21 protein-coding genes are annotated in these 21,471 nt (G+C 48.1%); 16 read left to right on the forward strand and 5 right to left on the reverse strand.

Going from position 1 to position 21,471, the window contains the following annotated elements:
* The first annotated feature begins 98 nt into the window (after nucleotides 1-98).
* From G459_RS0116370 to G459_RS0116390, 5 genes are all read left to right on the forward strand, one after another.
* Nucleotides 99-2,045, forward strand: a complete 1,947-nt coding sequence (locus G459_RS0116370; RefSeq protein WP_245588194.1) for a M1 family metallopeptidase — start codon at nucleotides 99-101, stop codon at nucleotides 2,043-2,045.
* Nucleotides 2,046-2,252: 207 nt separating this feature from the next.
* The gene (locus tag G459_RS0116375) at nucleotides 2,253-3,380 is read left to right on the forward strand and encodes a hypothetical protein (protein ID WP_157373364.1); all 1,128 of its coding nucleotides are present in this window, start codon (nucleotides 2,253-2,255) and stop codon (nucleotides 3,378-3,380) included.
* 106 nt (nucleotides 3,381-3,486) lie between these two features.
* Complete coding sequence (locus G459_RS29075; protein ID WP_026968611.1) at nucleotides 3,487-4,530, forward strand: sensor histidine kinase; 1,044 nt, start codon at nucleotides 3,487-3,489, stop codon at nucleotides 4,528-4,530.
* Entirely contained in the window at nucleotides 4,527-5,615 is a 1,089-nt protein-coding gene (locus G459_RS0116385; RefSeq protein ID WP_026968612.1) for a histidine kinase, read from the forward strand. Before G459_RS29075 ends, G459_RS0116385 begins: the two co-directional genes overlap by 4 nt.
* The gene (locus tag G459_RS0116390) at nucleotides 5,616-6,380 is read left to right on the forward strand and encodes a LytR/AlgR family response regulator transcription factor (protein ID WP_026968613.1); all 765 of its coding nucleotides are present in this window, start codon (nucleotides 5,616-5,618) and stop codon (nucleotides 6,378-6,380) included. It abuts the gene before it with no gap.
* Between the two features lie 192 nt (nucleotides 6,381-6,572).
* Here the strand turns inward: G459_RS0116390 and G459_RS0116395 are convergent, their stop codons facing one another.
* Nucleotides 6,573-7,676, reverse strand: coding sequence for a trans-sulfuration enzyme family protein (locus tag G459_RS0116395; protein WP_026968614.1), 1,104 nt, complete (start codon nucleotides 7,674-7,676; stop codon nucleotides 6,573-6,575).
* A 152-nt stretch (nucleotides 7,677-7,828) separates the two neighbouring features.
* Between G459_RS0116395 and G459_RS0116400 the strand changes: the two genes are divergently transcribed.
* Genes G459_RS0116400 through G459_RS0116410 form a run of 3 tightly spaced genes read left to right on the forward strand, consistent with a single transcriptional unit; the run spans nucleotide 7,829 to nucleotide 9,816 of the window.
* Entirely contained in the window at nucleotides 7,829-8,359 is a 531-nt protein-coding gene (locus G459_RS0116400) for an RNA polymerase sigma factor (protein WP_026968615.1), read from the forward strand.
* Nucleotides 8,356-9,036, forward strand: a complete 681-nt coding sequence (locus G459_RS0116405; protein WP_026968616.1) for a hypothetical protein — start codon at nucleotides 8,356-8,358, stop codon at nucleotides 9,034-9,036. Before G459_RS0116400 ends, G459_RS0116405 begins: the two co-directional genes overlap by 4 nt.
* A 21-nt stretch (nucleotides 9,037-9,057) precedes the next feature.
* Complete coding sequence (locus tag G459_RS0116410; protein ID WP_026968617.1) at nucleotides 9,058-9,816, forward strand: hypothetical protein; 759 nt, start codon at nucleotides 9,058-9,060, stop codon at nucleotides 9,814-9,816.
* Nucleotides 9,817-9,929: 113 nt separating this feature from the next.
* Here G459_RS0116410 and G459_RS0116415 read toward each other — a convergent pair whose 3' ends face one another.
* Complete coding sequence (locus G459_RS0116415; RefSeq protein ID WP_026968618.1) at nucleotides 9,930-10,400, reverse strand: DUF4293 domain-containing protein; 471 nt, start codon at nucleotides 10,398-10,400, stop codon at nucleotides 9,930-9,932.
* A 102-nt stretch (nucleotides 10,401-10,502) separates the two neighbouring features.
* On the opposite strand from G459_RS0116415, the gene truA reads away from it, so the two are divergent.
* From truA to hemE, 6 genes are all read left to right on the forward strand, one after another.
* Nucleotides 10,503-11,261 carry a tRNA pseudouridine(38-40) synthase TruA gene (truA, locus tag G459_RS0116420; RefSeq protein WP_026968619.1) on the forward strand — a complete coding sequence of 253 codons (759 nt, stop codon included), beginning with the start codon at nucleotides 10,503-10,505 and terminating at the stop codon, nucleotides 11,259-11,261.
* A gap of 6 nt (nucleotides 11,262-11,267) precedes the next feature.
* A complete protein-coding gene (locus G459_RS0116425; protein WP_026968620.1) occupies nucleotides 11,268-13,040 on the forward strand; it encodes an ABC transporter ATP-binding protein in 1,773 nt (590 codons plus the stop codon).
* Between the two features lie 35 nt (nucleotides 13,041-13,075).
* On the forward strand, nucleotides 13,076-13,663 hold the full coding sequence (locus G459_RS0116430) for a hypothetical protein (RefSeq protein ID WP_026968621.1): 588 nt from the start codon (nucleotides 13,076-13,078) through the stop codon (nucleotides 13,661-13,663).
* Between the two features lie 3 nt (nucleotides 13,664-13,666).
* The gene (locus tag G459_RS0116435) at nucleotides 13,667-14,179 is read left to right on the forward strand and encodes a hypothetical protein (RefSeq protein WP_026968622.1); all 513 of its coding nucleotides are present in this window, start codon (nucleotides 13,667-13,669) and stop codon (nucleotides 14,177-14,179) included.
* A gap of 74 nt (nucleotides 14,180-14,253) precedes the next feature.
* Nucleotides 14,254-14,787, forward strand: a complete 534-nt coding sequence (locus G459_RS0116440; protein WP_026968623.1) for a hypothetical protein — start codon at nucleotides 14,254-14,256, stop codon at nucleotides 14,785-14,787.
* Between the two features lie 104 nt (nucleotides 14,788-14,891).
* Nucleotides 14,892-15,917, forward strand: coding sequence for a uroporphyrinogen decarboxylase (gene hemE, locus G459_RS0116445; RefSeq protein WP_026968624.1), 1,026 nt, complete (start codon nucleotides 14,892-14,894; stop codon nucleotides 15,915-15,917).
* Nucleotides 15,918-15,921: 4 nt separating this feature from the next.
* Here hemE and G459_RS0116450 read toward each other — a convergent pair whose 3' ends face one another.
* Complete coding sequence (locus G459_RS0116450) at nucleotides 15,922-16,728, reverse strand: MOSC domain-containing protein (protein WP_026968625.1); 807 nt, start codon at nucleotides 16,726-16,728, stop codon at nucleotides 15,922-15,924.
* Between the two features lie 432 nt (nucleotides 16,729-17,160).
* On the opposite strand from G459_RS0116450, the gene dnaK reads away from it, so the two are divergent.
* Both dnaK and G459_RS0116465 read left to right on the forward strand, forming a co-directional pair.
* Nucleotides 17,161-19,068 carry a molecular chaperone DnaK gene (gene dnaK, locus G459_RS0116460; protein ID WP_026968626.1) on the forward strand — a complete coding sequence of 636 codons (1,908 nt, stop codon included), beginning with the start codon at nucleotides 17,161-17,163 and terminating at the stop codon, nucleotides 19,066-19,068.
* Between the two features lie 129 nt (nucleotides 19,069-19,197).
* Nucleotides 19,198-19,572: a co-chaperone GroES gene (locus tag G459_RS0116465; protein WP_026968627.1), complete on the forward strand. Its 375-nt coding sequence runs from the start codon at nucleotides 19,198-19,200 to the stop codon at nucleotides 19,570-19,572.
* A gap of 74 nt (nucleotides 19,573-19,646) precedes the next feature.
* Here the strand turns inward: G459_RS0116465 and G459_RS0116470 are convergent, their stop codons facing one another.
* Both G459_RS0116470 and G459_RS0116480 read right to left on the reverse strand, forming a co-directional pair.
* Complete coding sequence (locus G459_RS0116470; protein WP_026968628.1) at nucleotides 19,647-19,934, reverse strand: hypothetical protein; 288 nt, start codon at nucleotides 19,932-19,934, stop codon at nucleotides 19,647-19,649.
* Nucleotides 19,935-20,232: 298 nt separating this feature from the next.
* Nucleotides 20,233-21,426, reverse strand: a complete 1,194-nt coding sequence (locus G459_RS0116480; RefSeq protein WP_026968630.1) for a porin — start codon at nucleotides 21,424-21,426, stop codon at nucleotides 20,233-20,235.
* Between the last annotated feature and the right edge of the window lie 45 nt (nucleotides 21,427-21,471).

A 21,471-nucleotide genomic window follows, 5' to 3' on the forward strand; every position in this document is an offset into this window, starting at 1 on the left:
AATTTTGGTTAAAGCGATTTCACTCATCAAAAAAAAGTTCGGCAGAACCCCCAAGGCTGTTACTTTTGACCTCCAAATATCTAAGCCCAATGAGAAAAATGAGATTAGTTGGATGGGCCCTCTCCGCGTTTTTGATGACCGGAAGCTTATCCGTTTTTGCCCAGCAGGGAAAAGAAAACAATCAACAGGATTTTTCGGAGTCCATCGCCCGAAAAGGCAATTATTACCGCGCTGCATCGGGGAAACCGGGTGAAGGCTACTGGCAAAACGCCGCCGACTACCAGATCGAAGTCACACTGGACGAGGCCAACTTTACCCTTTCGGGAAAAGTAACCCTGACCTACACCAACAACAGCCCAGAACCCCTGGACTTTATCTGGATGCAGATGGAGCAAAATCGCTTCACCCCAGACTCCAGAGGCACGTTGACTACGCCTCCGCAGGGAAATCGCTACAACGGAAATACCGACGGCGGCTACCAGATCACAAACCTTTCCGCAAAAGTAGGCACCAAAGGAGCCTCCTCCACCAAACACCTGATCGACGACACCCGCATGCAGGTCTGGTTTGCTGAGCCGATTCCTGCAAAAGGCGGCAAAGCGACTGTCTCCATGAACTTCTCCTTCAAAGTACCGGAGGACGGAATGGATCGCATGGGCAGACTGAAAGTGAACGACGGATGGATCTATGCGTTTGCTCAGTGGTATCCAAAAGTTGCGGTATTTGACGACGTCGAAGGCTGGAACGTCGAGCCTTACCTCGGCGCGGGTGAGTTTTACCTCGAGTATGGCAACTTTGACTACAAAGTCACTGTGCCGTACAACCACATTGTGGTCGGATCTGGCAAGCTGATGAACCCGAACGAAGTGCTGACCAAAGAACTTCAAAACAGACTTGCAAAGGCGTATGAAAGCGACGAGACTGTCTTCCTGGTCTCACCTGACGAAATCAAAAACACGCAACTGACCCGTCCGAAGCAAGACGGAATGATCACCTGGCACTTCCGCATCGAGAACTCCAGAGACGTGGCTTTCGCTACCTCTGACTCTTTTATTTGGGATGCAGCCAGAATCAATCTGGCCTCCGGCAAAACCACTTTGGCACAATCTGTCTATCCAAAAGAGAGCGAAGGACAGGAAGCTTGGGGCAGATCGACCGAGTACAGCAAAGCTTCCATCGAGATCAACTCCAAGCTTTGGTACGAGTTCCCTTGGGAAACTGCAACAAACGTCGCCGCCAAGATCGGCGGGATGGAGTATCCGGGGCTGAACTTCTGCCACTACACTTCCAAAGGCCGCGGACTTTGGGGAGTGACTGACCACGAGTTTGGTCACAACTGGTTCCCGATGATCGTCGGTAGCAACGAAAGACGCTATGCGTGGATGGACGAAGGCTTCAACACCTTCATCAACCACTACGCAACTCTCGAATTCAACGATGGCGAATATCCAAGCACGCTCAACCAGACCAGAAGGCTCTCCAACTTCCTGACCGACTCCAACCGCGAAGGAATCGACACCTATCCTGATGTTGCTGACCTGAGAAATCTGGGTTTCATCGCTTACCGCAAGCCGGCAATGGGCCTGATCGTACTCAGAGAGTATGTGTTGGGACCAGAGCGATTTGACAATGCGTTCAAATCCTACATCAAAACTTGGGCGTACAAGCACCCACAGCCGGAGGATTTCTTCAATCACATGGAAAATGTGGCTGGAGAAAATCTCTCTTGGTTCTGGAAAAACTGGTTCTACGGCACTGGCAACATCGACCTGGGAATCGGCGGCGTGCAGCCCTACGGCGGCAACTACCTCGTGAGCATCGAAAATAAAGGTGACATACCGATGCCGGTATTGCTTGAGGTAACTTACGACGACAACTCGACTGAGCGAGTCATGCTGCCGGTAGAGATCTGGCAGAGAGGCAATACTTGGGTTCACCAGATCAAAACCACTAAAAAGGTGAAAGCAGTCGTGATCGACCCTGACAAAATCCTTCCTGATGTCAATCTGGCCAACGACAGCTGGCCTGTTGAGATTTATAAGTAAAAATCAAAAGCTCCTGAATTCACGTTCAGGAGCTTTTTTTTGAAACTCTTCATTCGTGCTTTTCCGAAGCGAATGAAAAATGTTTTCAAATTTTCATTCCAGTTATTCTACCGATCAGTGCAACCATTCGACGGTTGACTGCATCTGGTTTTTGAGGCGGTTTGGATTCCATCATCTTGGTGTCAGAATTCAAACGACTCAAAGACGATGAAAACACGCTACTCCTCTCTTAAACTCTACCTCCTTTTGCTATGCTTCTGCTGCCCGTTGTTTTGCGGAGAAGTCTTGGCCCAGTCTACCAATGTCACTGCGCGATCCTCTGACTCCGGCACGACCAAATGGTCTGTCAATGACGGCAATCAAAAATCGAGTCTGGAGACCAACGGCAAAATCACCGTGTCCGAAGATGAAAAAAGCATCAGCGCCATCTCTCCCGGAGGATACCTAAGGATCGAAAAAACCACTTTCGGCAATTCCAGATCGCTCTTTATCACCAACAAAAGCGGCAGTCTGGACTACGAATACAAGGAAGGCGGACGGACGAAACCCTTCGAGCCGGACGGAAGAGCCTGGCTCAGCGAAATGCTCCCGGAGCTTTTGAACACCACCACCATCGCAGCGGAGTCTCGCGTCGACCGCTTCTATGCCAAAGGCGGAGCCAAGGCCGTATTGGGTATTCTTCCCCAACTCAGGGGTGACCACGTGAAGTCTAGCTATCTGGCTCTTTTGATGAAGAAAAACCTGAGTAAGACCGACATGGTTGCGGTCATTGATGCTGTCCCTTCCAACATGGAATCAGATCATTTCAAGTTAGAAGTGTACAAACAAATCCCTGCTTCCTACTTTGAGGACATCAATCAGCTCACCAAAGTGGTCAGCAATCTTGACTCCGACCATTTCAAAGCCCAACTGCTCAAGCCTATCTACAAAACCAGTGTCATGAATGGTCAGGGTGAAAAGGCGCTGCAACTCATCAACTTGCTCGACAGTGATCACTTCAAGGCAGACATCGCCAAAAGCATCCCTTTCGACAAGATGTCAGACCAAGACCTGCGTTTCGTAGTAGAAGATGTCATCCGCAAATTTGACTCTGATCATTTCAAAAATGACGTCCTAAAATCCATCGTCAATGCAGGAAACTTCACCGAAGCCCGGGCTTTGATCGTCATCTCCGGCGTCAACTCCATGGATAGCGACCACTTCAAAGCAGATATTCTCAAATACATTTGCGGAAAACAGGCTTCAGAGCGCGTGAAGCAACAAATCCGTGAAACAGCGAAGACAACGATCGATTCATCCCACTTCTTGGGTGACGTCATGAGATGCGCGGCTTAAGTACGATTGCTTTGTAAATTGAACCCGGATTTTGCACCCGAACCTTGATGCAAAATCCGGGTAAATCCCTCGGCCTTGGTGCCGGGGTTTACGTTTTCACAACACTATGAAGGAAAAGCTCCTATCCTTTTTGATTTCTGTGGCCTTGACCGCCGCCCTCACCTTCTACCTCTTCTATCACGTGGGGTTGATCAGCTGGATGAGAGAGGCATCACTGAGTCAGTGGGGTATTTTGGCATTCGCAGTCTCCTGCACAGGCTTGGTGATCTCACAGGGCTACGGCTTCATTGTCCAAGTCCGACCTTGGGATCAGGGTCATGCGACACGATCTCTTGCGTTGCTCACGATCCTCACAGGCACGCTCACGGCCTACTCTTATTTTCTGGATGTGATGGTCAAGAATTGGCTATTGGGCTTTGACGAAATTGCGGCAAGCCTCAGCGGCAGCTTGGTTCTCAAAGGAGCCTTGGTGAGCCTGATGCTCAGTCTGCTGATTATCTGGATAGACTATTCGCTGTTTGCTTTTGCCCGATATTCCAGGGAAACCATCCATCGTCTCAGAGCCAACCGCAATAAAAAAGAACTTCAGTTTAACCTGCTCAGATCACAGCTGACTCCGCACTTCCTGTTCAACTCGCTCAATACCGCTTCACATCTTGTCGCAATCTATCCGGATCAGGCGGAAGAGTTTATCCGTAAGCTGGCGTTCAACTTCACCAACCTTATTCGCAATGGCATCCAGCCACTTAACACGCTGCATCGGGAATTAGAGATCGTCGACAACTACATGCACTTGATGAAAGTTCGCTACGGCGACAAGGTGGTTTTGGAAAAAAGGATCAAACCGGGAACCGAAAGCAATTTTCTCCCGGCTTTGGGGATCCAACTCTTGGTGGAAAACGCGCTCAAACACAACGTGGCCAGCCTAGACTCCCCACTCAAGATCATGGTCACCGCCGATCAGATGCAGGTCGTAGTGACCAACACGGTCACGCACAAGCCTGAAAATATCGAATCGACCGGCATCGGTCTGCAAAACCTCCGGGAGCGCTACCTCCACTACGGACGCTCGACGCCTTCGATCTCGAATACGGGCGGCTTTTACGAAGTCCGGCTCCCTTATATCACCCAAAACGAGCCCGCCCGATGAACCCATTTCCGGACATCAAACCTATTACTCGTCTAGTCCTTCCCTTTTTGGTGGGGACTCTGGCGTACTTGGCTATTTTGCTGGCTTTTGACACTGTGGAGCGCATGCTGGAGGATTTCTTCACGCGCGAATTATTCTTCTGCGTCGTGGTGAGCATCTTCTTGCTGGAAGCCAATCGGGGTCTGCTTCTGGCTTTCAAGAGAAAACTGGTGTATTCCCGGGATTTTGGGAAGTATGCGGCTGCGCTGATCTTGCTCTCAGTGGTCGCGTGCATCTTCCTTGTCAGCGCACTCCTGATCGCGTATTTCTCTTACTTCGAAAACATGACCGAGGTCGCCGTCTACACGACCGAACTGAAGATCTTTAATGGGATATTTCTTTTTGTGACCTTTCTTTTCCAAGGTCATTTCTTGGGCTTTTACCTGATTCACAAGCGCTTTGAACGGGAACTGGAAAAAGAAGCCCGCGAGAAAGAATCTCTGGACAGGAATGTCAATCTCTTCCACTACAAGCTGAACCCAGGATTTTTGCTCACTTGTCTCGATGCAATCCTGCTGCGGCTTAAGGAAAAACAGTTTGATCAGGCAGACGAAGGAATCTTGCTTCTGTCGGAAATTTATCGGCACTCGCTGAAGACCCAAGACGAACTCGTACCGCTCGAGGAAGAGCTCAGCGCAATGAGAAGCACGGGGACATTCCTAAATCAGTTCATCTCAAGACACATTGACATCCAGAGCCCTGAGACCGTCGGAGAGTTTCTACTTGTGCCGCGTACCCTTACCAAACTTTTGGAGGCCATCGCTTATTCTCAGCTTTCTTCGTCCTCAGCTCCGCTAAAAATCACTGTGGAAATGCACAAGCATCAACTGGCGTTGAGCTTTCCCAGCAATTTCTCGCTGGTCTCTGAAGAACAACTTTATAGTACGCTCAAGGAAGTTCAGCAGCAATACGCCTGGCTGGATAAGCAGATGAAATGGCATGACAACGCGACCTTTTTTATCTATATTCCTTTGGAAAAGCCCTATCATCAGTCTTCTGAAAAGGCAATCAAATCCACCTATCCTACCTCCACTAATCAAGGCTAAATGAAAGTCTTACTCATCGAAGATGAAATTCCGGCGATTGAAAAAGTCACGCATTTCCTGGCTAAGTATGACCCAGAGTCCGAGCTTTTGGGGGTTGCAAAATCCATCGCGGAAGCCGTCCCCCTGCTCATTGAGCATGGCCCGCAAGCCGATGTGCTGCTGATGGACGTGCATCTGGAAGACGGACTTTCCTTTCAGGCGCTTGACCGGGTCGGATTTTTCAAGCCGGTGATCTTCATCACCGCACACAGCCAATATGCGCTGGAAGCGTTCAAAGCGAACGGGATCGACTACTTGGTGAAGCCATTCAGCTACGCAGCCTTTGCCGCAAGCTTGGATAAATTCCGACAGCTCCGCGACGTTCCCGCCACGCTCAATCCCAAAGTCTGGGCACAACTCTCCAAGCCAACTTACAAGGAACGGTTCATGGTCAAGATCGGAGAACATATCCATTCTGTTGCAGCGAATGCCGTTCGCGCCTTTTTCGCAGAAGGAAGAAATACCTATCTGATCCGGGAGGATGGAAGAAAGCTCATCACGGACTACAAGATGGAGACGCTGGAAGAAGTCCTGAATCCGGAGATTTTCTTTAGGGTAAACCGAAGCCACATGATCAATCTGGATGCCATCAAGGATGTCTTGGTGTACTCCAACAGTCGACTGAAGATCAATCCAAACTTTCCCTATTCCGAGGAGATCATCGTCAGCCGGGATCGTGTAAATGGATTCAAGGACTGGCTGGACGGGGAGCGAAAAACCGATTAGGGAGGATTTGCGATTTACGGCCTAACCGCAAGATTCGACCGAATTATCCATATTTCGAAGCATCCTACTCCCCAATTCCTAAGTGTTTGGCAGTAGGCAAAAGCCGCCAACCAACCCCCAACTCTGGCGATTCCCTCGTAAATCGCACTTCGTAAATCCCATTTTTGGAGGGTGCAAAAAGTTACTCTCTCCTTATCCCAACGCCTGATCCAAATCCTCCAGCAAGTCATCCGTATGCTCCAAGCCAACTGACACACGCAGGAGGTTTTGGGGAGTTTTGGTCGTCGGCCCTTCGACCGCAGCTCGTCTCTCGACGAGACTTTCTACCCCTCCAAGGCTCGTGGCATTCGCAAATAGCCGCATCTTCGATACCACAGCATCCGCTTCAGCAGCGCCGCCTTTGACAGTGAATGAAAGCATTCCCCCGAAGCCGGTCATTTGAGAAGCAGCGACCTCATGTCCCGGATGGTCTTTCAAGCCTGGAAAATATACTTTTTCGACCTTTGGATGGTGACTGAGAAAATCCGCCAAGATCATGGCATGTTGCGCGTGACCCCGCATCCGATACGCCAGTGTGCGGATACTTCGACAGAGGAGGTAGCAATCAAATGGCGAAGGTACCGCACCACCCACTTGCTGGATCATCTTGATTTTCTCCCAAAAAGGGTTCGTTTGCTTTGTAACGAGCGCCCCGCCCAGCACATCAGAGTGTCCTCCAAAGTATTTGGTACTGCTATGCATGACGATGTCCGCGCCGAGCTCGATCGGATTCTGGAAAACCGGGGTCGCAAACGTATTGTCACAGGCCAGTACAGCACCCTGAGCTTTGGCCAAGTCGGAGATCTTGCGGATATCCGTGATCTTCAGCAGAGGATTGGATGGAGTTTCCACCCAGAAAAGTCCTGTATTGGGCCGGATGGCATTTTTCACTTCCTCCAGATTACTCATATCTACAAAGCTGACCTCCAGAATTCCCCCAAAAAGATTTACCATGGAACTGTGCAGGCCGTGATACATATCATCCGGGGCGATGATGTGGCTACCCGGCTCCAGCGCCTGAAAAACTACTGTACCGGCAGCATTTCCAGAGGAAAAAGCTGCAGCGTCCGAGCCTTTTTCCAGAGCTGCCAATACTTCTTCCAGCGCTCTCCTGTTTGGATTGTTGGCCCGGGTATACAGGACTCCTCCTTCATTGCCATGCTCAAAAGTGGTACTGAGCGTGATCGGCTGCACGACCGGCTTGTTTTTATCGGTGATCTGGTTGCCTCGGTGGATGGCTATCGTTTCGAATTTCATGTGTTCCTGGATTTGCGTTCAAAGTAAGAAAGTCCCCGAAGGATTTGAAGGCCTTTTATCCGAAAGCGCGCTTTTTAAAAATTCCTAACAGAATTGGAAGCCATTCCAACCTTTTGGAACTTCTCCCGCTCTTTTACACAGAAGCACATGAAATGGAAAAGGAACGAGTAGACTTACGCTTGATCGAACTGGTGATTGCCCAAGACCGAAAGGCGCAATTCCAGCTCTTCGAACTCACCAAACGGATGGTCTATTCGCTGGCGTTCCGAATCCTGAATGATGAAGACACCGCTCACGATGTGCTTCAGGACACGTACGTGAAAGTATTTCAGGAAATACGGAATCTGAAACATCCCGAGGCCTTGATCTCTTGGATGAAAACGATCACCGCGAGAAAAGCGATTGAAAAGGGAAGGAAGAAGTTTCGGTTTGAGGAACTGAGCGCCGCCGAGGATCATGCCGAGGATCACTTTGAATCTTGGTTTGACGCGGAACTCTTGGATCAGGCCATCAGGACACTGCCGCCGGGATCGAGAGCGGTCTTTATGCTCGTGGCGGTAGAGGGCTACCCGCATCTCGAAGCGAGTCGGATGCTGGGAATCAGCGAAAGCACCTCCAAGTCCCAGCTGAACTACGCCAAGAAACTGTTGAAAACGAGGATCAAAACCCTGCTTCAGGCATGAAAAAGTTACCGGAACATTCGCCGAAGGCAAGCGCTTGGGAAGACTTGCTGAAGAAAGGAACCTTCGAAAGCCAGCTTGACAATCATCTGCCGACTCTTCCACAATTCGCTCCGCAGGATGCAGCTTGGGAAAGAATTACTGCGGAACTGGATCGGAAGAAAGTGATTCCCGTTTGGATTCGCTGGACTGCTGCGGCCGCCGCGATAGCGATTCCTTTGTTTTCCCTGATTTCCATAGACAGAACGGGCAATGAAATCGAAAAACAGGAGCTTCTAACGGAAAATCCAGCTGAGATCGACAATTCAGCAGTGGAAGTCACGCCCTCTCAAGCGCCAACCAATAAAGAACCCATCAACACTATTTCCGAAAAAGCTCCGGAAAAGTTTCCTCCAAAAAAGAAAACCAAGCGATCAATCGAGATCATTGAAGCTCCAAAGATGACTTTGCCCGACATTGAGCTTTCGCAGTCGAAAAATCTAAGCCTCAAAATTCCTGAAACAAAAGCCCCGGAAGCACAAATCCAAAAGACCCTCCACCAAGTCAGCATCTCCTGGAGCAAGATCAAACCCGGACTACAGGTCAAGACTTCCTTCGGACGGAGAGAATCCGAGTTGGGACAAAAACCACAAGCATCTGCCCCCGAAAACAGCCAGATCATGCTAGAAATAAACAACTAACCTTCTTAAAACCGCTCAAAAATGAAAAGACTGACACTTCTCACTGGCATCGCCATGCTCTTTTTCCAACTCGCCGTGGCCCAGGAAATAGAAAACAAGCCCTTTGGCAGCTATCTCGAAAAACTCAACGAAGACTCCCCGGTTACAGACACCCTGGTTTTTGACTTCCCGAATGATGGCAAGCTACTCCTGCTATTTAACAATACAGACTACGAGCTAAGCGATTTGGAAGAAAAATTCGGCCCTGTTCTAAAGAAAACCACCGCCTTCCCCGAATTCAAAACTCTGATCTACAGACTCAGCGAAGACTATCCTCAGACAAAAATAGATGCTGTGATTCTGGATCTGGAGAGAGACTATCTGCCCTATGTGGACCAACTCGAGCTCGGCGCGGTGATTGGGATGGACTATACCGGTGGGGAATTCACACCGGAAGTCGGAGGCCGGGTGATGTTCAATTTTAGAAAATTCGACATCGGCGCGTCCTTCACCAATAAGGTTTTCTTTCCGGAACGGATCGACGGCAACATCAAAGTCAACAGCAACTGGTTTGCAAACTTGGAATACCGCTGGGATCGCAGCGACCCAAAATCCAACAGCGGCAACATGTTTGGGGTGGGGATCTTAGTCAACGAGGATCAAAGTCAGCTGTTTACCGGAACGACCATGCAGGCCTTCTATAAGCGAAGCGTGAACAAAAACATCTCGATTCAGGTGGGAATCATCGCAACCGAAAACTTCAAGACTTTCTATCCGACGATTGGCGTTCGGTTTTGGTAGCAATCTGAATTAAAAGAAGAAAGCCAACGAGTCGCTGGCTTTCTTCTTTTTATAATATAACAGTAGAAACTTTAGTCAAGAGGTCTTGAATCTAGCTTCTAACGTCTTGGCTCTTATCTGATCCTGTCCACCGAGCGGACGAGCGCTTCATCTTTTCTGATAAATCTGTTAGCCAGCATATTGCAAACCATCGCTACTAATATCGCCCAGAAGCCGATCTGATACGATCCGGCTACTTCCGAGGCGATCTCCTGGTTGACTCCATTGGTCGTCAAAAATACTGTCGCCACCAATCCGACCATCAGCAGGCTATTGACCATATTGATCATCATCTGGCGACCTCTGCTTCTGTATTGGAAGATCGAAATCAAAGCCAGCAATCCCGCAAAGGAAGCCAATGCCGCAATGTACCACTTGGTGACGGACTGGATCTCCTCGCCCGCAGGATCTAGGTGAGTGAGTGCAAATGCTGTGAGGTTCCAGGAACCGGCAGGGTTTGCCTGCTCCCAAATCGGTAAACCGACGGTAATTCCCATGGCCACCACCACCAGGAAAAGAAATATTGTCTGAATGCGCTGAATCATCTTGCTGTGTTTTTTTGGCAAAGAAAAGGTCAAATCCAATCATAACCAAGGATCGAAAAGTCGACCTGAGGATTTGATCGGGAATTGTATCTTTGCAGCCGTATGATTGAGACCAAGCGGTATTTTCTGGAATTGAGCTACAAAGGCACGCCTTTTCACGGCTGGCAAATCCAAGGCAATGCATATAGTGTGCAAGAATGTCTCGAAAATGCACTTTCCACCTACCTGCGACAAAAGATCACGGTCATAGGCAGCGGCAGGACCGATACCGGCGTCCATGCCAGCATGCAGGTTTGTCATTTTGACTTAGTGGGCGCCGTTCCCGGAGAAAATTTCCTGAAGGGAATGAATTCGATTTTACCGAAAGAAATCGCCGTCCACTCGATCACCGAAGTGAAGCCAACTGCCCATGCGCGCTTTCACGCCGTACGGAGATCGTATATTTACCGCGTCATTTTCCAGAAAAGCCCGTTTCTAGATCAGTTGGCTTGGCATTGTTTTTACAAACCTGACGTGGACAGGATGAATCTGGCCGCAGAAGCTTTGCTCAGACATGAGGATTTTGAGTGCTTCAGTAAGATTCACACCGACGTGCCTCACTTTCGCTGCCAAATAATGTCAGCCTATTGGGAACAAAAAGACGGTGAATTGCTATTTCATATAACCGCAAACCGATTTTTGCGTGGTATGGTACGGGCGATTGTGGGAACTTTGATGGAAGTAGGGACTGGGCTCCGTGAAGTCGAAGACATGGACGCTTTGATACTTTCCCGCACCCGTGCAAACGCCGGCAAAGCCGTTCCGGCAAAGGGGCTTTTCCTCAGCAAAATCGATTACCGCAAAGAGATATACCTAGACTAACCTACCTTGAGCTTAGAAAAAGAAAAAGAGTCGTCCGGCGAGATCGTCGATATGAAAGTGCTGAAGCAGCTCTACTCTTTCGTAAAGCCCTATAAAAAACAGTTTTACTTCCTGGTCTTTTTGACGGTTGCGATGGCGATCTTGGCGCCTACCCGACCGTATTACATACAGATTGCCATTGACGACTACATCGCTTTGGGCGATTCGGTTGGGTTGATCCGCATCATCTATATCCTTGTCGGATTGATGGTCTTGCAGGCCATTGTGCAGTGGGCCCACACCTACTATTCGGGCTGGATCGGCCAGGTCATCATCAAGGATATCCGGGTGAGACTGTATAAGCACCTGCTGAAGCTCCGTCTGAAATTCTTTGACAATACGCCCATCGGCAGATTGGTCACCCGAAACGTCTCGGATATCGAAACACTCGCCGACGTCTTCAGTGAAGGTCTGGCAGCGATCATCGGAGACTTGCTACAGATTATCACGATCCTTGGCGTGATGTTCTACATCGATTGGAAATTGACTCTGGTCAGCCTCAGCACGCTTCCGCTTTTGATAATTTCCACTTATGTATTCAAGGAGAAAATCAAGGTTACGTTTAACGACGTGAGAAACGCCGTGTCCAATCTCAATTCGTTCCTCCAGGAACACATCACCGGGATGAACATCGTGCAGATCTTCAACCGTGAAAAGCGGGAGTTTGAGAAATTCAAAGAAATCAACCGGGAACATCGATCGGCTCATATCCGGTCAGTCCTCTACTATTCTGTCTATTTTCCTGTCGCTGAAATCATCCAAGCGATCGGCATTGGACTGGTCGTGTGGTATGGTGCTGTGGGCGTCCTGGGTTTGGATCTCCAGATCGGAGTTCTGATCTCTTTTATCATGTACCTCCAGCTTTTCTTCAGACCGATTCGCATGATTGCTGACCGCTTTAACACGCTCCAAATGGGCGTGGTGAGTTCTTCAAGAATCTTCAAACTTCTCGCCAGTACAGAACATATCGCCAACGAAGGCAGCTACAATCCCGCAAAAATCAAGGGTAATCTGAAATTGGAAAATGTCTGGTTTGCCTACATCGATGATGACTACGTCCTGAAAAACATCAATTTCGAGGTCAAGGCTGGCGAAACCATCGCTTTGGTCGGAGCCACTGGAGCCGGAAAATCCTCGATCATCAACCTGATTTCCAGATTCTATGAAATCAACCAAGGGCAGATCTTGATTGACGGCACAGATATCAAGGAATACGATCTGGGAACGCTGCGCAAGCATATCGGGGTGGTGCTTCAGGATGTTTTCCTGTTTTCCAACAGCATCTATCACAATATTACGCTGGGAAATCCGTCCATTACTAGGGAACAGGTGCTGGAAGCAGCAGAGAACGTCGGCGCACGAAAGTTCATCGAGCGGCTACCCGGAGGACTCGACTACAACGTAATGGAGCGTGGAGCAACCCTCTCGGTAGGTCAGCGTCAGCTGATTTCCTTCGTTCGGGCGATGGTCTACAATCCGGAAATCCTGATCTTGGACGAAGCTACCTCTTCGGTAGATTCCGAAACTGAAGAACTGATCCAAGAATCAACCGAAAAAATGATGACTGGAAGAACTTCCATCGTCATCGCGCACCGACTCTCCACCATCCAGAAAGCCGACAAAATCATTGTCTTGCACAAAGGAGAGATCGTCGAAACCGGAACACACGACTCCCTGCTCGAGCTGGGAGGACACTATACCCAGCTCCACCAGATGCAACTTAAAATGATGGCTATATAGCCTGTTAACGAACTATTCACCCAAATTTTACTCCATTGAAATACCGCTTCATCGTACTCTTCGCCCTCCTTCCCTTTTTTAGTTTTGCTCAGGAAAGAGGAATTGGAATTCGGCTTGGTGAGCCGCTGTCATTGACCTACAAGGACTTCATCGAAGATTATCTTTCCTATGAGGTCATGATCGGGATGGCTGGCGTGAACAATTCGGATTATTATCGAAAAGACTTCGAAAATAATCCTCCCGCGTCCAACTCATTTTATCAAAGCCATTCGGCAAGCAAAGGTGTCTCTATCAATGCAAGAGTAGCTTTGAATGAAGACATCACCGATGTGTTTGAAATCACACAGGGGTATCTGCTTGGCTATGCCGGCGCCGGGGTGCAGATCCGGACGACCAACGTGAACTACAGCTATTTCCAAAACATTGCCAGTTCGGCCACTCAACCGCTGCTGACGGAAGACCGGACGAATTTTGACTTTGGGCCGGAAGCATTCGCTGGGGCAGAGTATTATTTTGACGAAACTCCGATCAGCGTCTTTGCCGAGGTTGGGATGTTTTTGGAATTGATCGATCGGGTCAACATCAAAGGTCAGGGTGGGATCGGTGTGCGCTACCTCTTCTAGGAAATGAAAAAGATCGGAATCGCAACCTCGGTTTTGCTGACCGTTGTGGTGATTAGCTATTTTGCTTTTAACGGGCTTGGCGGAAACAACCCCATTGTGATTGAGCTAATGAACAGCAATCCGCCAAATCTCGCAGGCAAAACCTATCGGGGCACTCCTCAAGACAAGAAGCTGGGGGAAACTTTTAACTCCATCGAATCCCTGCTGGCACTTCACCCCGGAAAAAAAGTCCACACGATCTACTATGTGGAACCTGCTGGGAAACTGGACACTATGGAGGTTTTCGTGGGATTGGATTTGCCATTTGCTCCAGCAGAGTTAGAAGCCAAACACTTTACAGAGAGCCGCTACCTCCTCGCCACGATCAAGTCAAACAGGTGGGTCATGCCCGGGCCGGACGAGGTAAAACAGACCCTGCAAGACTTCGCGAAAGAAAACAAGGTGACTTTAAGCGGGATTTTTATCGACAAGATTGTCGACGACTCTGAGGTGCAAGTGATCGCCCCGATCAAATAAGGAAAGATTTGGGTTTTATTAACCAACCTTGGCACGGAACCTGCCGTGAAAGGTGAAAAGCTAACTCAACTATTATGAATAAAATCTATTCAATGCTCGCTCTGATCGGCCTGATAGCCTTTCAAGCTTGTGAAGGGCCAGAAGGCCCGATCGGACCTCCAGGCCCAGAAGGCGAGCCCGGCATTAACATTGTCTCTGAAGTTTTTGAGGTCGATGCCGATTTCAATGCCGAAAATGGCTATGCGGCCATCTTCGATTTCGACCCGGCAATAGTTGAAAGTGATGTGGTATTAGCCTTTATCGAGTGGGAGAAATCTGGCGAGAGCTCCGTTTGGAGAGCTTTACCTCAGACTTATTTTTTCGAGCAAGGTGTTTTGATCTACAACCATGACTTCACCAGCACCGATTTTAGACTATTTCTGGACGGACCACTGGATTATTCCCAATTGAGCGCGGATTGGACACAGGATCAGACTTTCCGAATCGTAATTGTTCCAGGCGATTTTGCTGGAGCCAGAATAGATTTCACCAACTATGAAGCAGTCACTGAGATGCTGGGAGTCGACGAGGAGGATTTTCACAAAGTGCAGTTAAAACAAAAAAATTAAGATTAAACCAACTATACCACATGCAAAGCCCGGAAATCCGGGCTTTGTTGTTTTTATTCATTCAGCGATTCTGCCAAAAATAATTTGGCGCTTATCTTTGCAGCATGCAACTCAAAAATGATCTACTGCTCCGGGCAGCCAGAGGCGAAAAGACAGAACGAACTCCAGTTTGGCTGATGAGGCAGGCTGGTCGGATACTCCCCGAGTACCGCGCTGTCCGTGACTCCGTCAGTGGATTTATCGAACTGGCCCAGACACCCGAACTTGCCGCTGAGGTCACCATCCAGCCGGTGGATCTTTTGGGAGTAGACGCTGCCATCATCTTCTCGGACATCTTAGTCATCCCCGAAGCCATGGGCTTGCCTTACGAGATGGTCGAAAAACGAGGCCCTTGGTTTCCAGAGACCGTTCGGACGGAGTCAGACCTGAAAAAACTGCGGGTAGCAGACGGAGAAAACGATCTCAAATACGTGATTGATGCTATCCAGATTACAAAAAAAGCGCTGAACGGCCGGGTTCCTTTGATCGGCTTTGCCGGAGCTCCCTGGACTATTTTTGCGTACATGGTCGAGGGAAGCGGCAGCAAGACGTTTTCCAAATCCAGAGAGAAACTTTACCGCGATCCTGTATTTTCCCACAAACTTTTGCAGCTGATCACGGACTCCACGATCAACTACCTCAAAGCACAGATACGTGCCGGGGCCAATCTGGTGCAGATCTTCGACAGCTGGGCGGGGATCTTGGGACCAGAGCAATACCGGGAATTTTCACTAAAATACATCTCACAGATCTGCGATGCGATCACGGAAGTGCCAGTGACAGTTTTTGCGAAAGGCGCCTTTTTCGCGCGTGAAGAGATGGGCCAGCTCAATTGTGAGACGGTCGGACTGGACTGGAATATGGGAATTGCAGAATCCCGACGACTGATCGGTGGTGAAAAAACGCTTCAGGGAAATCTAGATCCAGCCGCTCTCTATGGAAATCCAGATCAAGTACGTGCTGCGACCATCGAAATGATGGAGCAATTCCGTGGATCACGACACATTGCCAATCTCGGTCATGGGGTCTATCCAGACATCGACCCGGAAATGGTCAAAGTATTCATTCAAACCGTAAAGGAATTTAAGTAATCGGCTATCGTTCGCTGATCACATCGCCGACTTTCACGGTGCCCGACTGCAGCGCAACTACGTTTTGTCCGAAATAAACTTTACCATTGATAGTACGATAAGAGGAAAGGGTCTTTAACGGCTCTTTTCCTTTTTCACCGGTTGCCTGATCCACCGTGGTCATTACACAACGGGCACAGGGTTTCACAATTTCAAATTCCAGCTCACCGATTTTTATCTTTCGAAGAGAATCCTCCAAATATGGGCTTCCCCCGGAGAAGACAATATTGGGACGGAAGCGATTCATAGGGACCGGACTTGCCAATCTGGAATTGAGATCGTCTAGCGACTCTTGTCCAATCAACAGGTAAGGCATTCCGTCCGCAAAGCTGACAGATTCCGAATGGACAGCATATTTCGGGTTGACTTTTCGGTGAGTGGCCTCCGGCATGATCACCAAGCTTACTTCGAAGCCCAAAAAGTCCGAAAACCAAAGATTCAGATCCGGATGAACGATCTTTGCCAAGACCTGATCATCCCAAATCGTCACCATCAACTCCGGGCCCGTGGCTAGGTCAAAGGGGATTTCCACGGACATTCCAGCCATTGTGTTATGGAAGACTTTCAATCCCTTTTCCCCCAGATCGACCTGCAAAAGCGCCAACTTAGGGTGTTTGCGCTGCGTGATAAAAACACCCTCGGCATCCACGAGCATCCATCGCCGGTCGTACCGAAATCCCCTTTCCTCGACCACGGCTTCTGACAGTCTGATACCGCCTAGCGACTTGATGGGATAAATAAAAATATCCTGAACGATGAGTAGTTGTTCCATTCCTTAAAAATAGAACAAATCGGTAAACCGAATCAGCCAAAAAAGAAAAACCTACCCGAGCCCAACGCCTTTAGAAACTGCCACAGCGATGGGAAAACCTCGACATATTGGGCAAGATGAATCAGCGCCATTCCCATAAGAAGGACAAAAAACCACTTGGCACGGTCTTGATTTCGGGAGGAGGAAAAAAGTCGCATTACATATAAGATGCAGATGGATCAAAAATGGTTGCAAGTAAATTCCCGATTGATGAAAAACCTGCCAAAATAGACAGTACAATCTTCGGCGGGGATGACAATACGATTTTTATGTGTTAAAATCTATGGCAGTTTATCTGACAAACTGACACCAAATTGCGGGATTTCCCTGGTGGCACAGCCCTTGAAGAAGGGGGATAGTACAATTAATGCAACTATTTAAATCTATATAATCATGGGAAAAATTATAGGCATTGACTTGGGTACCACCAACTCCTGCGTAGCCGTAATGGAGGGTAACGAGCCCGTAGTCATCCAAAACAGCGAAGGAAGAAGAACCACTCCATCTATCGTGGCCTTCCTTGACAACGGAAACGGGGAACGTAAAGTAGGTGATCCGGCTAAGCGACAAGCAATCACCAACCCAGCCAACACTATTTCCTCAGTAAAAAGGTTCATGGGCAAGAAATTCTCTGAAGTTTCTGCCGAGAAAAAACATGCTACCTACAAAGTAGAGCAAGGCACCAATGACACCGTAGTGGTGAAGATCGGTGATAGATCCTATACTCCACAAGAGCTTTCGGCGATGATCCTTCAGAAGATGAAGAACACCGCGGAAGACTTCCTGGGACAAACTGTAACTGAAGCGGTCATCACCGTTCCGGCTTATTTCAACGATGCGGAGCGTCAGGCAACCAAAGAAGCTGGACAGATCGCCGGTCTTGATGTGAAACGTATCATCAACGAGCCAACTGCTGCGGCACTGGCATACGGAATGGACAAGAAGCACCAAGACATGAAGATCGCGGTGTATGACCTTGGTGGTGGTACATTCGATATTTCCATCCTCGAATTGGGCGATGGTGTATTCGAAGTGAAATCTACCAACGGCGACGTACACTTGGGTGGAGACGACTTTGACCAAGTCATCATTGACTGGTTGGCTTCTGAATTTCAAGCCGAGGAACAAATCGACTTGAGAAAAGATCCGATGGCACTTCAGAGATTGAAAGAAGCTGCTGAAAAAGCCAAGATTGAGCTTTCGAGCTCTGCCTCTACCGAAATCAACTTGCCGTACATCACAGCAACTCAGACAGGCCCAAAACACCTGGTTAGAAATCTGAGCAGAGCGAAGTTCGAGCAACTGTCAGAATCCTTGGTGAAAAGATCTATGGATCCATGCATCAAGGCCTTGAAAGATGCCGGGCTGACCGCAGCTGACATCGATGAGGTAATCCTCGTCGGTGGTTCTACCAGAATCCCGAGAATACAAGAAGAGGTCGAAAAATTCTTCGGAAAAAAACCTTCCAAGGGTGTAAACCCTGACGAAGTAGTGGCAATCGGTGCTGCAATCCAAGGCGGTGTGTTGACTGGCGAGGTAAAGGATGTCCTTCTTTTGGATGTGACTCCACTATCTCTGGGAATCGAAACTATGGGCGGTGTATTCACTAAGCTCATCGAATCCAACAGCACCATTCCGACCAAAAAATCAGAAGTGTTCTCTACCGCGGTAGACAATCAGCCTGCCGTGGACATCCACGTACTTCAGGGCGAAAGACCGTTGGCAAAAGACAACCGTTCCATCGGGAAATTCCAACTGTCTGACATTCCACCTGCACAACGTGGCACTCCTCAGATTGAGGTGACATTTGACATCGATGCTAACGGTATCTTGAGCGTGTCAGCCAAAGACAAGGGAACAGGAAAAGAGCAGAAGATTAAGATCGAGGCATCTTCCGGACTTTCTCAGGATGACATCGAAAGAATGAAGCGTGAAGCAGAAGTAAATGCTGCTTCTGACAAGGCCGAAAAGGAAAAAATCGAGAAACTTAACCAAGCGGACAGCTTGATCTTCCAGACTGAAAAGCAATTGAAGGAATTCGGAGACAAAATTTCCGAAGGAAACAAAGCGAATATCACGACTGCTCTGGATACCTTAAAGTCAGCCCACGGTTCTCAAAACATAGACGGCATCGACGCTGCAATGGCAGAATTGAACAAAGCATGGGAGGCTTCCTCTCAGGAGATGTACAATGCAGGCCAAGGTGGCGGTGCTCAGCCAGGCCCTGAAGCCAGTGCTGACAACGCCGGCGATGGCGTGTCTGATGTAGACTACGAAGAAGTAAGCGAGGACAAAAAATAATCCAAGCGGATCCCCAATTACAGCGGCATCTGTTTCCGAACAGGTGCCGTTCTTTATTCAGAGCCAAGAATCACGATCTCAAAATCAAGACTCTTGGCTCTTTATCCTTTGACACAATCCATTAGCGAAATGCAACTGACAGCAGAAAACAAACTGAAGAAATTGATCCTGGTGGGCGATCGGGTATTGATCCGATTGAAAAAACCGAATGAAAAAACCGGCTCGGGACTTTACCTTCCTCCAGGTGTGCAGGAAAAGGAAAAAGTGCAGCAAGGGTACATCATCAAAGCAGGTCCAGGCTATCCGATTCCGATGCCAACGGAGGACAGCGAGCCTTGGATGGATCAGGAGGAAAAGGTCAAATACATGCCACTACAAGCTAAGGAGGGAGATCTTGCAATATTCCTTCTGTCGGGCGCCCATGAAGTGGTCTACGAAAATGAAAAGTACTTTATCATCTCACAGGGATCAATCCTGATGCTTGAGCGGGAAACAGAATTATAAAAAAAGAGCCCCGAAAAATTTCGGGGCTCTTTTTTTAATCAACAGTTTCGAACTGCAATTTGAGCAGCTCAGGTTTATTTATCCCAAGGGTTTCGATTTTTTGCGGCCGGGCCTTTGGGATTATCAACTACATCACGGAAGATTACCTTTGATCTGGAAGACGGTTTACTCTTCCATACCGGCGTGTTCTTGGAAGCAGGTCCTTGTAGAGTCACAGGACTTGCATCATGAACTAGCGTGGTTCTTGGGCCTTGAACAGTTCCGGGAGCAGCGTTTTTAAATTTAGGGCCGCTCAGTCTCTCTTGAGAAAATGCCATCGTCGAAAAGACAATCGCCGCAACAAACAGGGTCAACTTTTTCATATCTGTACATTTGGGTAAGTACAAAAATATACAGCAACACCGGCCCAAAGGTTACAAAGAATCAGTTGATTTAAGTCAAAAATTCAATTTGAAAGAAATTTTATTCTTAATCTACAAATTTATCAAGCCAAAACAGTATTTAATTTCAAACTTCATTTTTCAAAAAAAGCACGATTTTTTCGAATTCCAGTTTCAAAAACAATCAAGACATGGTAGTTTCTATAACAAAAAGAAAAAACCGAGGTGAAATTCACCCCGGCTTTATTTAACAATAGACCCTGTTTATAATCTTTATCTCTTAGAAGGCAAAAACCGCTGCGAAAAGAAATGACGCCAAGCTTTTGCTTCCATTGAGATCATTGTTCACAAAATACTCTTCTTTCATGCTGTCAACTCTCAGTTCAGGAATCAAGGTCAGATTACCTCCAACTTTAATATTTCCTGACAAAGTCGCCGCAAAGACACTACCGTCCCCAGTAGCCGGATCGATACCTACGACACCTTCTAGGCCGTTATTAAATACGCTGAAATATTCACCACGAACACCAATCGAGAAGTTCTCAGAAGGACTGGTCTGCAAATATCCCGCAAATCCGTAAAATCCAGCTCCGTCACCATCCAAATCCTGTACGTCCGACCCTGTGAAAACTTCTCCTGCACTGGTGGTATTGTAGGTTGTGTTGAATCCAAGATAGAACGCTTCTGAAAGATCAAATCCTGTAGTCAAGTCCACCTGAAATGTCTTTCCCAGAGAAGATTGATCCGTTACCAATGTACCATCATCTTCTAAGTTTCCATCTTGGTCCCCGTACACGAAGTTTAGATAAGTATTGCCAGCATCCGTAGAATAACCCAACTGAGCTCCCAACGTATACGTGCCAACCGGATTAAATTCCGTGATATCCGTAGGGTTCATCACAGCAGCCATGAAGGAGAACTTATCAGACAGCTGGAAGTTTGCTTTAATACCTGTGTGTGAAAACGGGCCGTAAGAAAACATGTAAGACGTCGAATAGTTGAAATTGGCAGTCGGAGAAATGACTTCGTAGCCCAAGAAGGTATTGAAGTTACCCATAGTCAGCGTGACTTTGTCAGAGACATTCCAATAGACATACAATTGATTGACGATCTGAGAGCTACCAGCCATTCCTCCAGCATAAAGCGGCGAACCGAATACAGCATCCTCGCCTCTTGGACCGAAGACCAAATCAGCAACTGCACCCACCTTCTTCCCTTGGTAGGTCGCGATAATATTGGCCATGCCAAGTGCGAAACCTGGAAGGTTACCGAATGAACTGGCTGGCGCCTGAGCGAATTCCCCTTTGTTTGGGCCATTAAAATTTGTCCTGAAGTAAGTATCTACCGAGCCAGAGAGTGACAGACCAGTCTCTTCTTCTTCAACAACTTCTTCGACAATGATGACTTCTTGAGAATAGGCTACCTGAGAAGCAGCTAAAACAAAACACAGTATAAGTAGGTATAGATTTTTCATTTTGATTTTGAATAACAGTTAGAGATTGTTTTTGATAATACCCAT

Origin of the sequence: Algoriphagus terrigena DSM 22685 (genome assembly GCF_000429445.1) — a bacterium.
In the GTDB taxonomy this organism is placed as follows: domain Bacteria; phylum Bacteroidota; class Bacteroidia; order Cytophagales; family Cyclobacteriaceae; genus Algoriphagus; species Algoriphagus terrigena.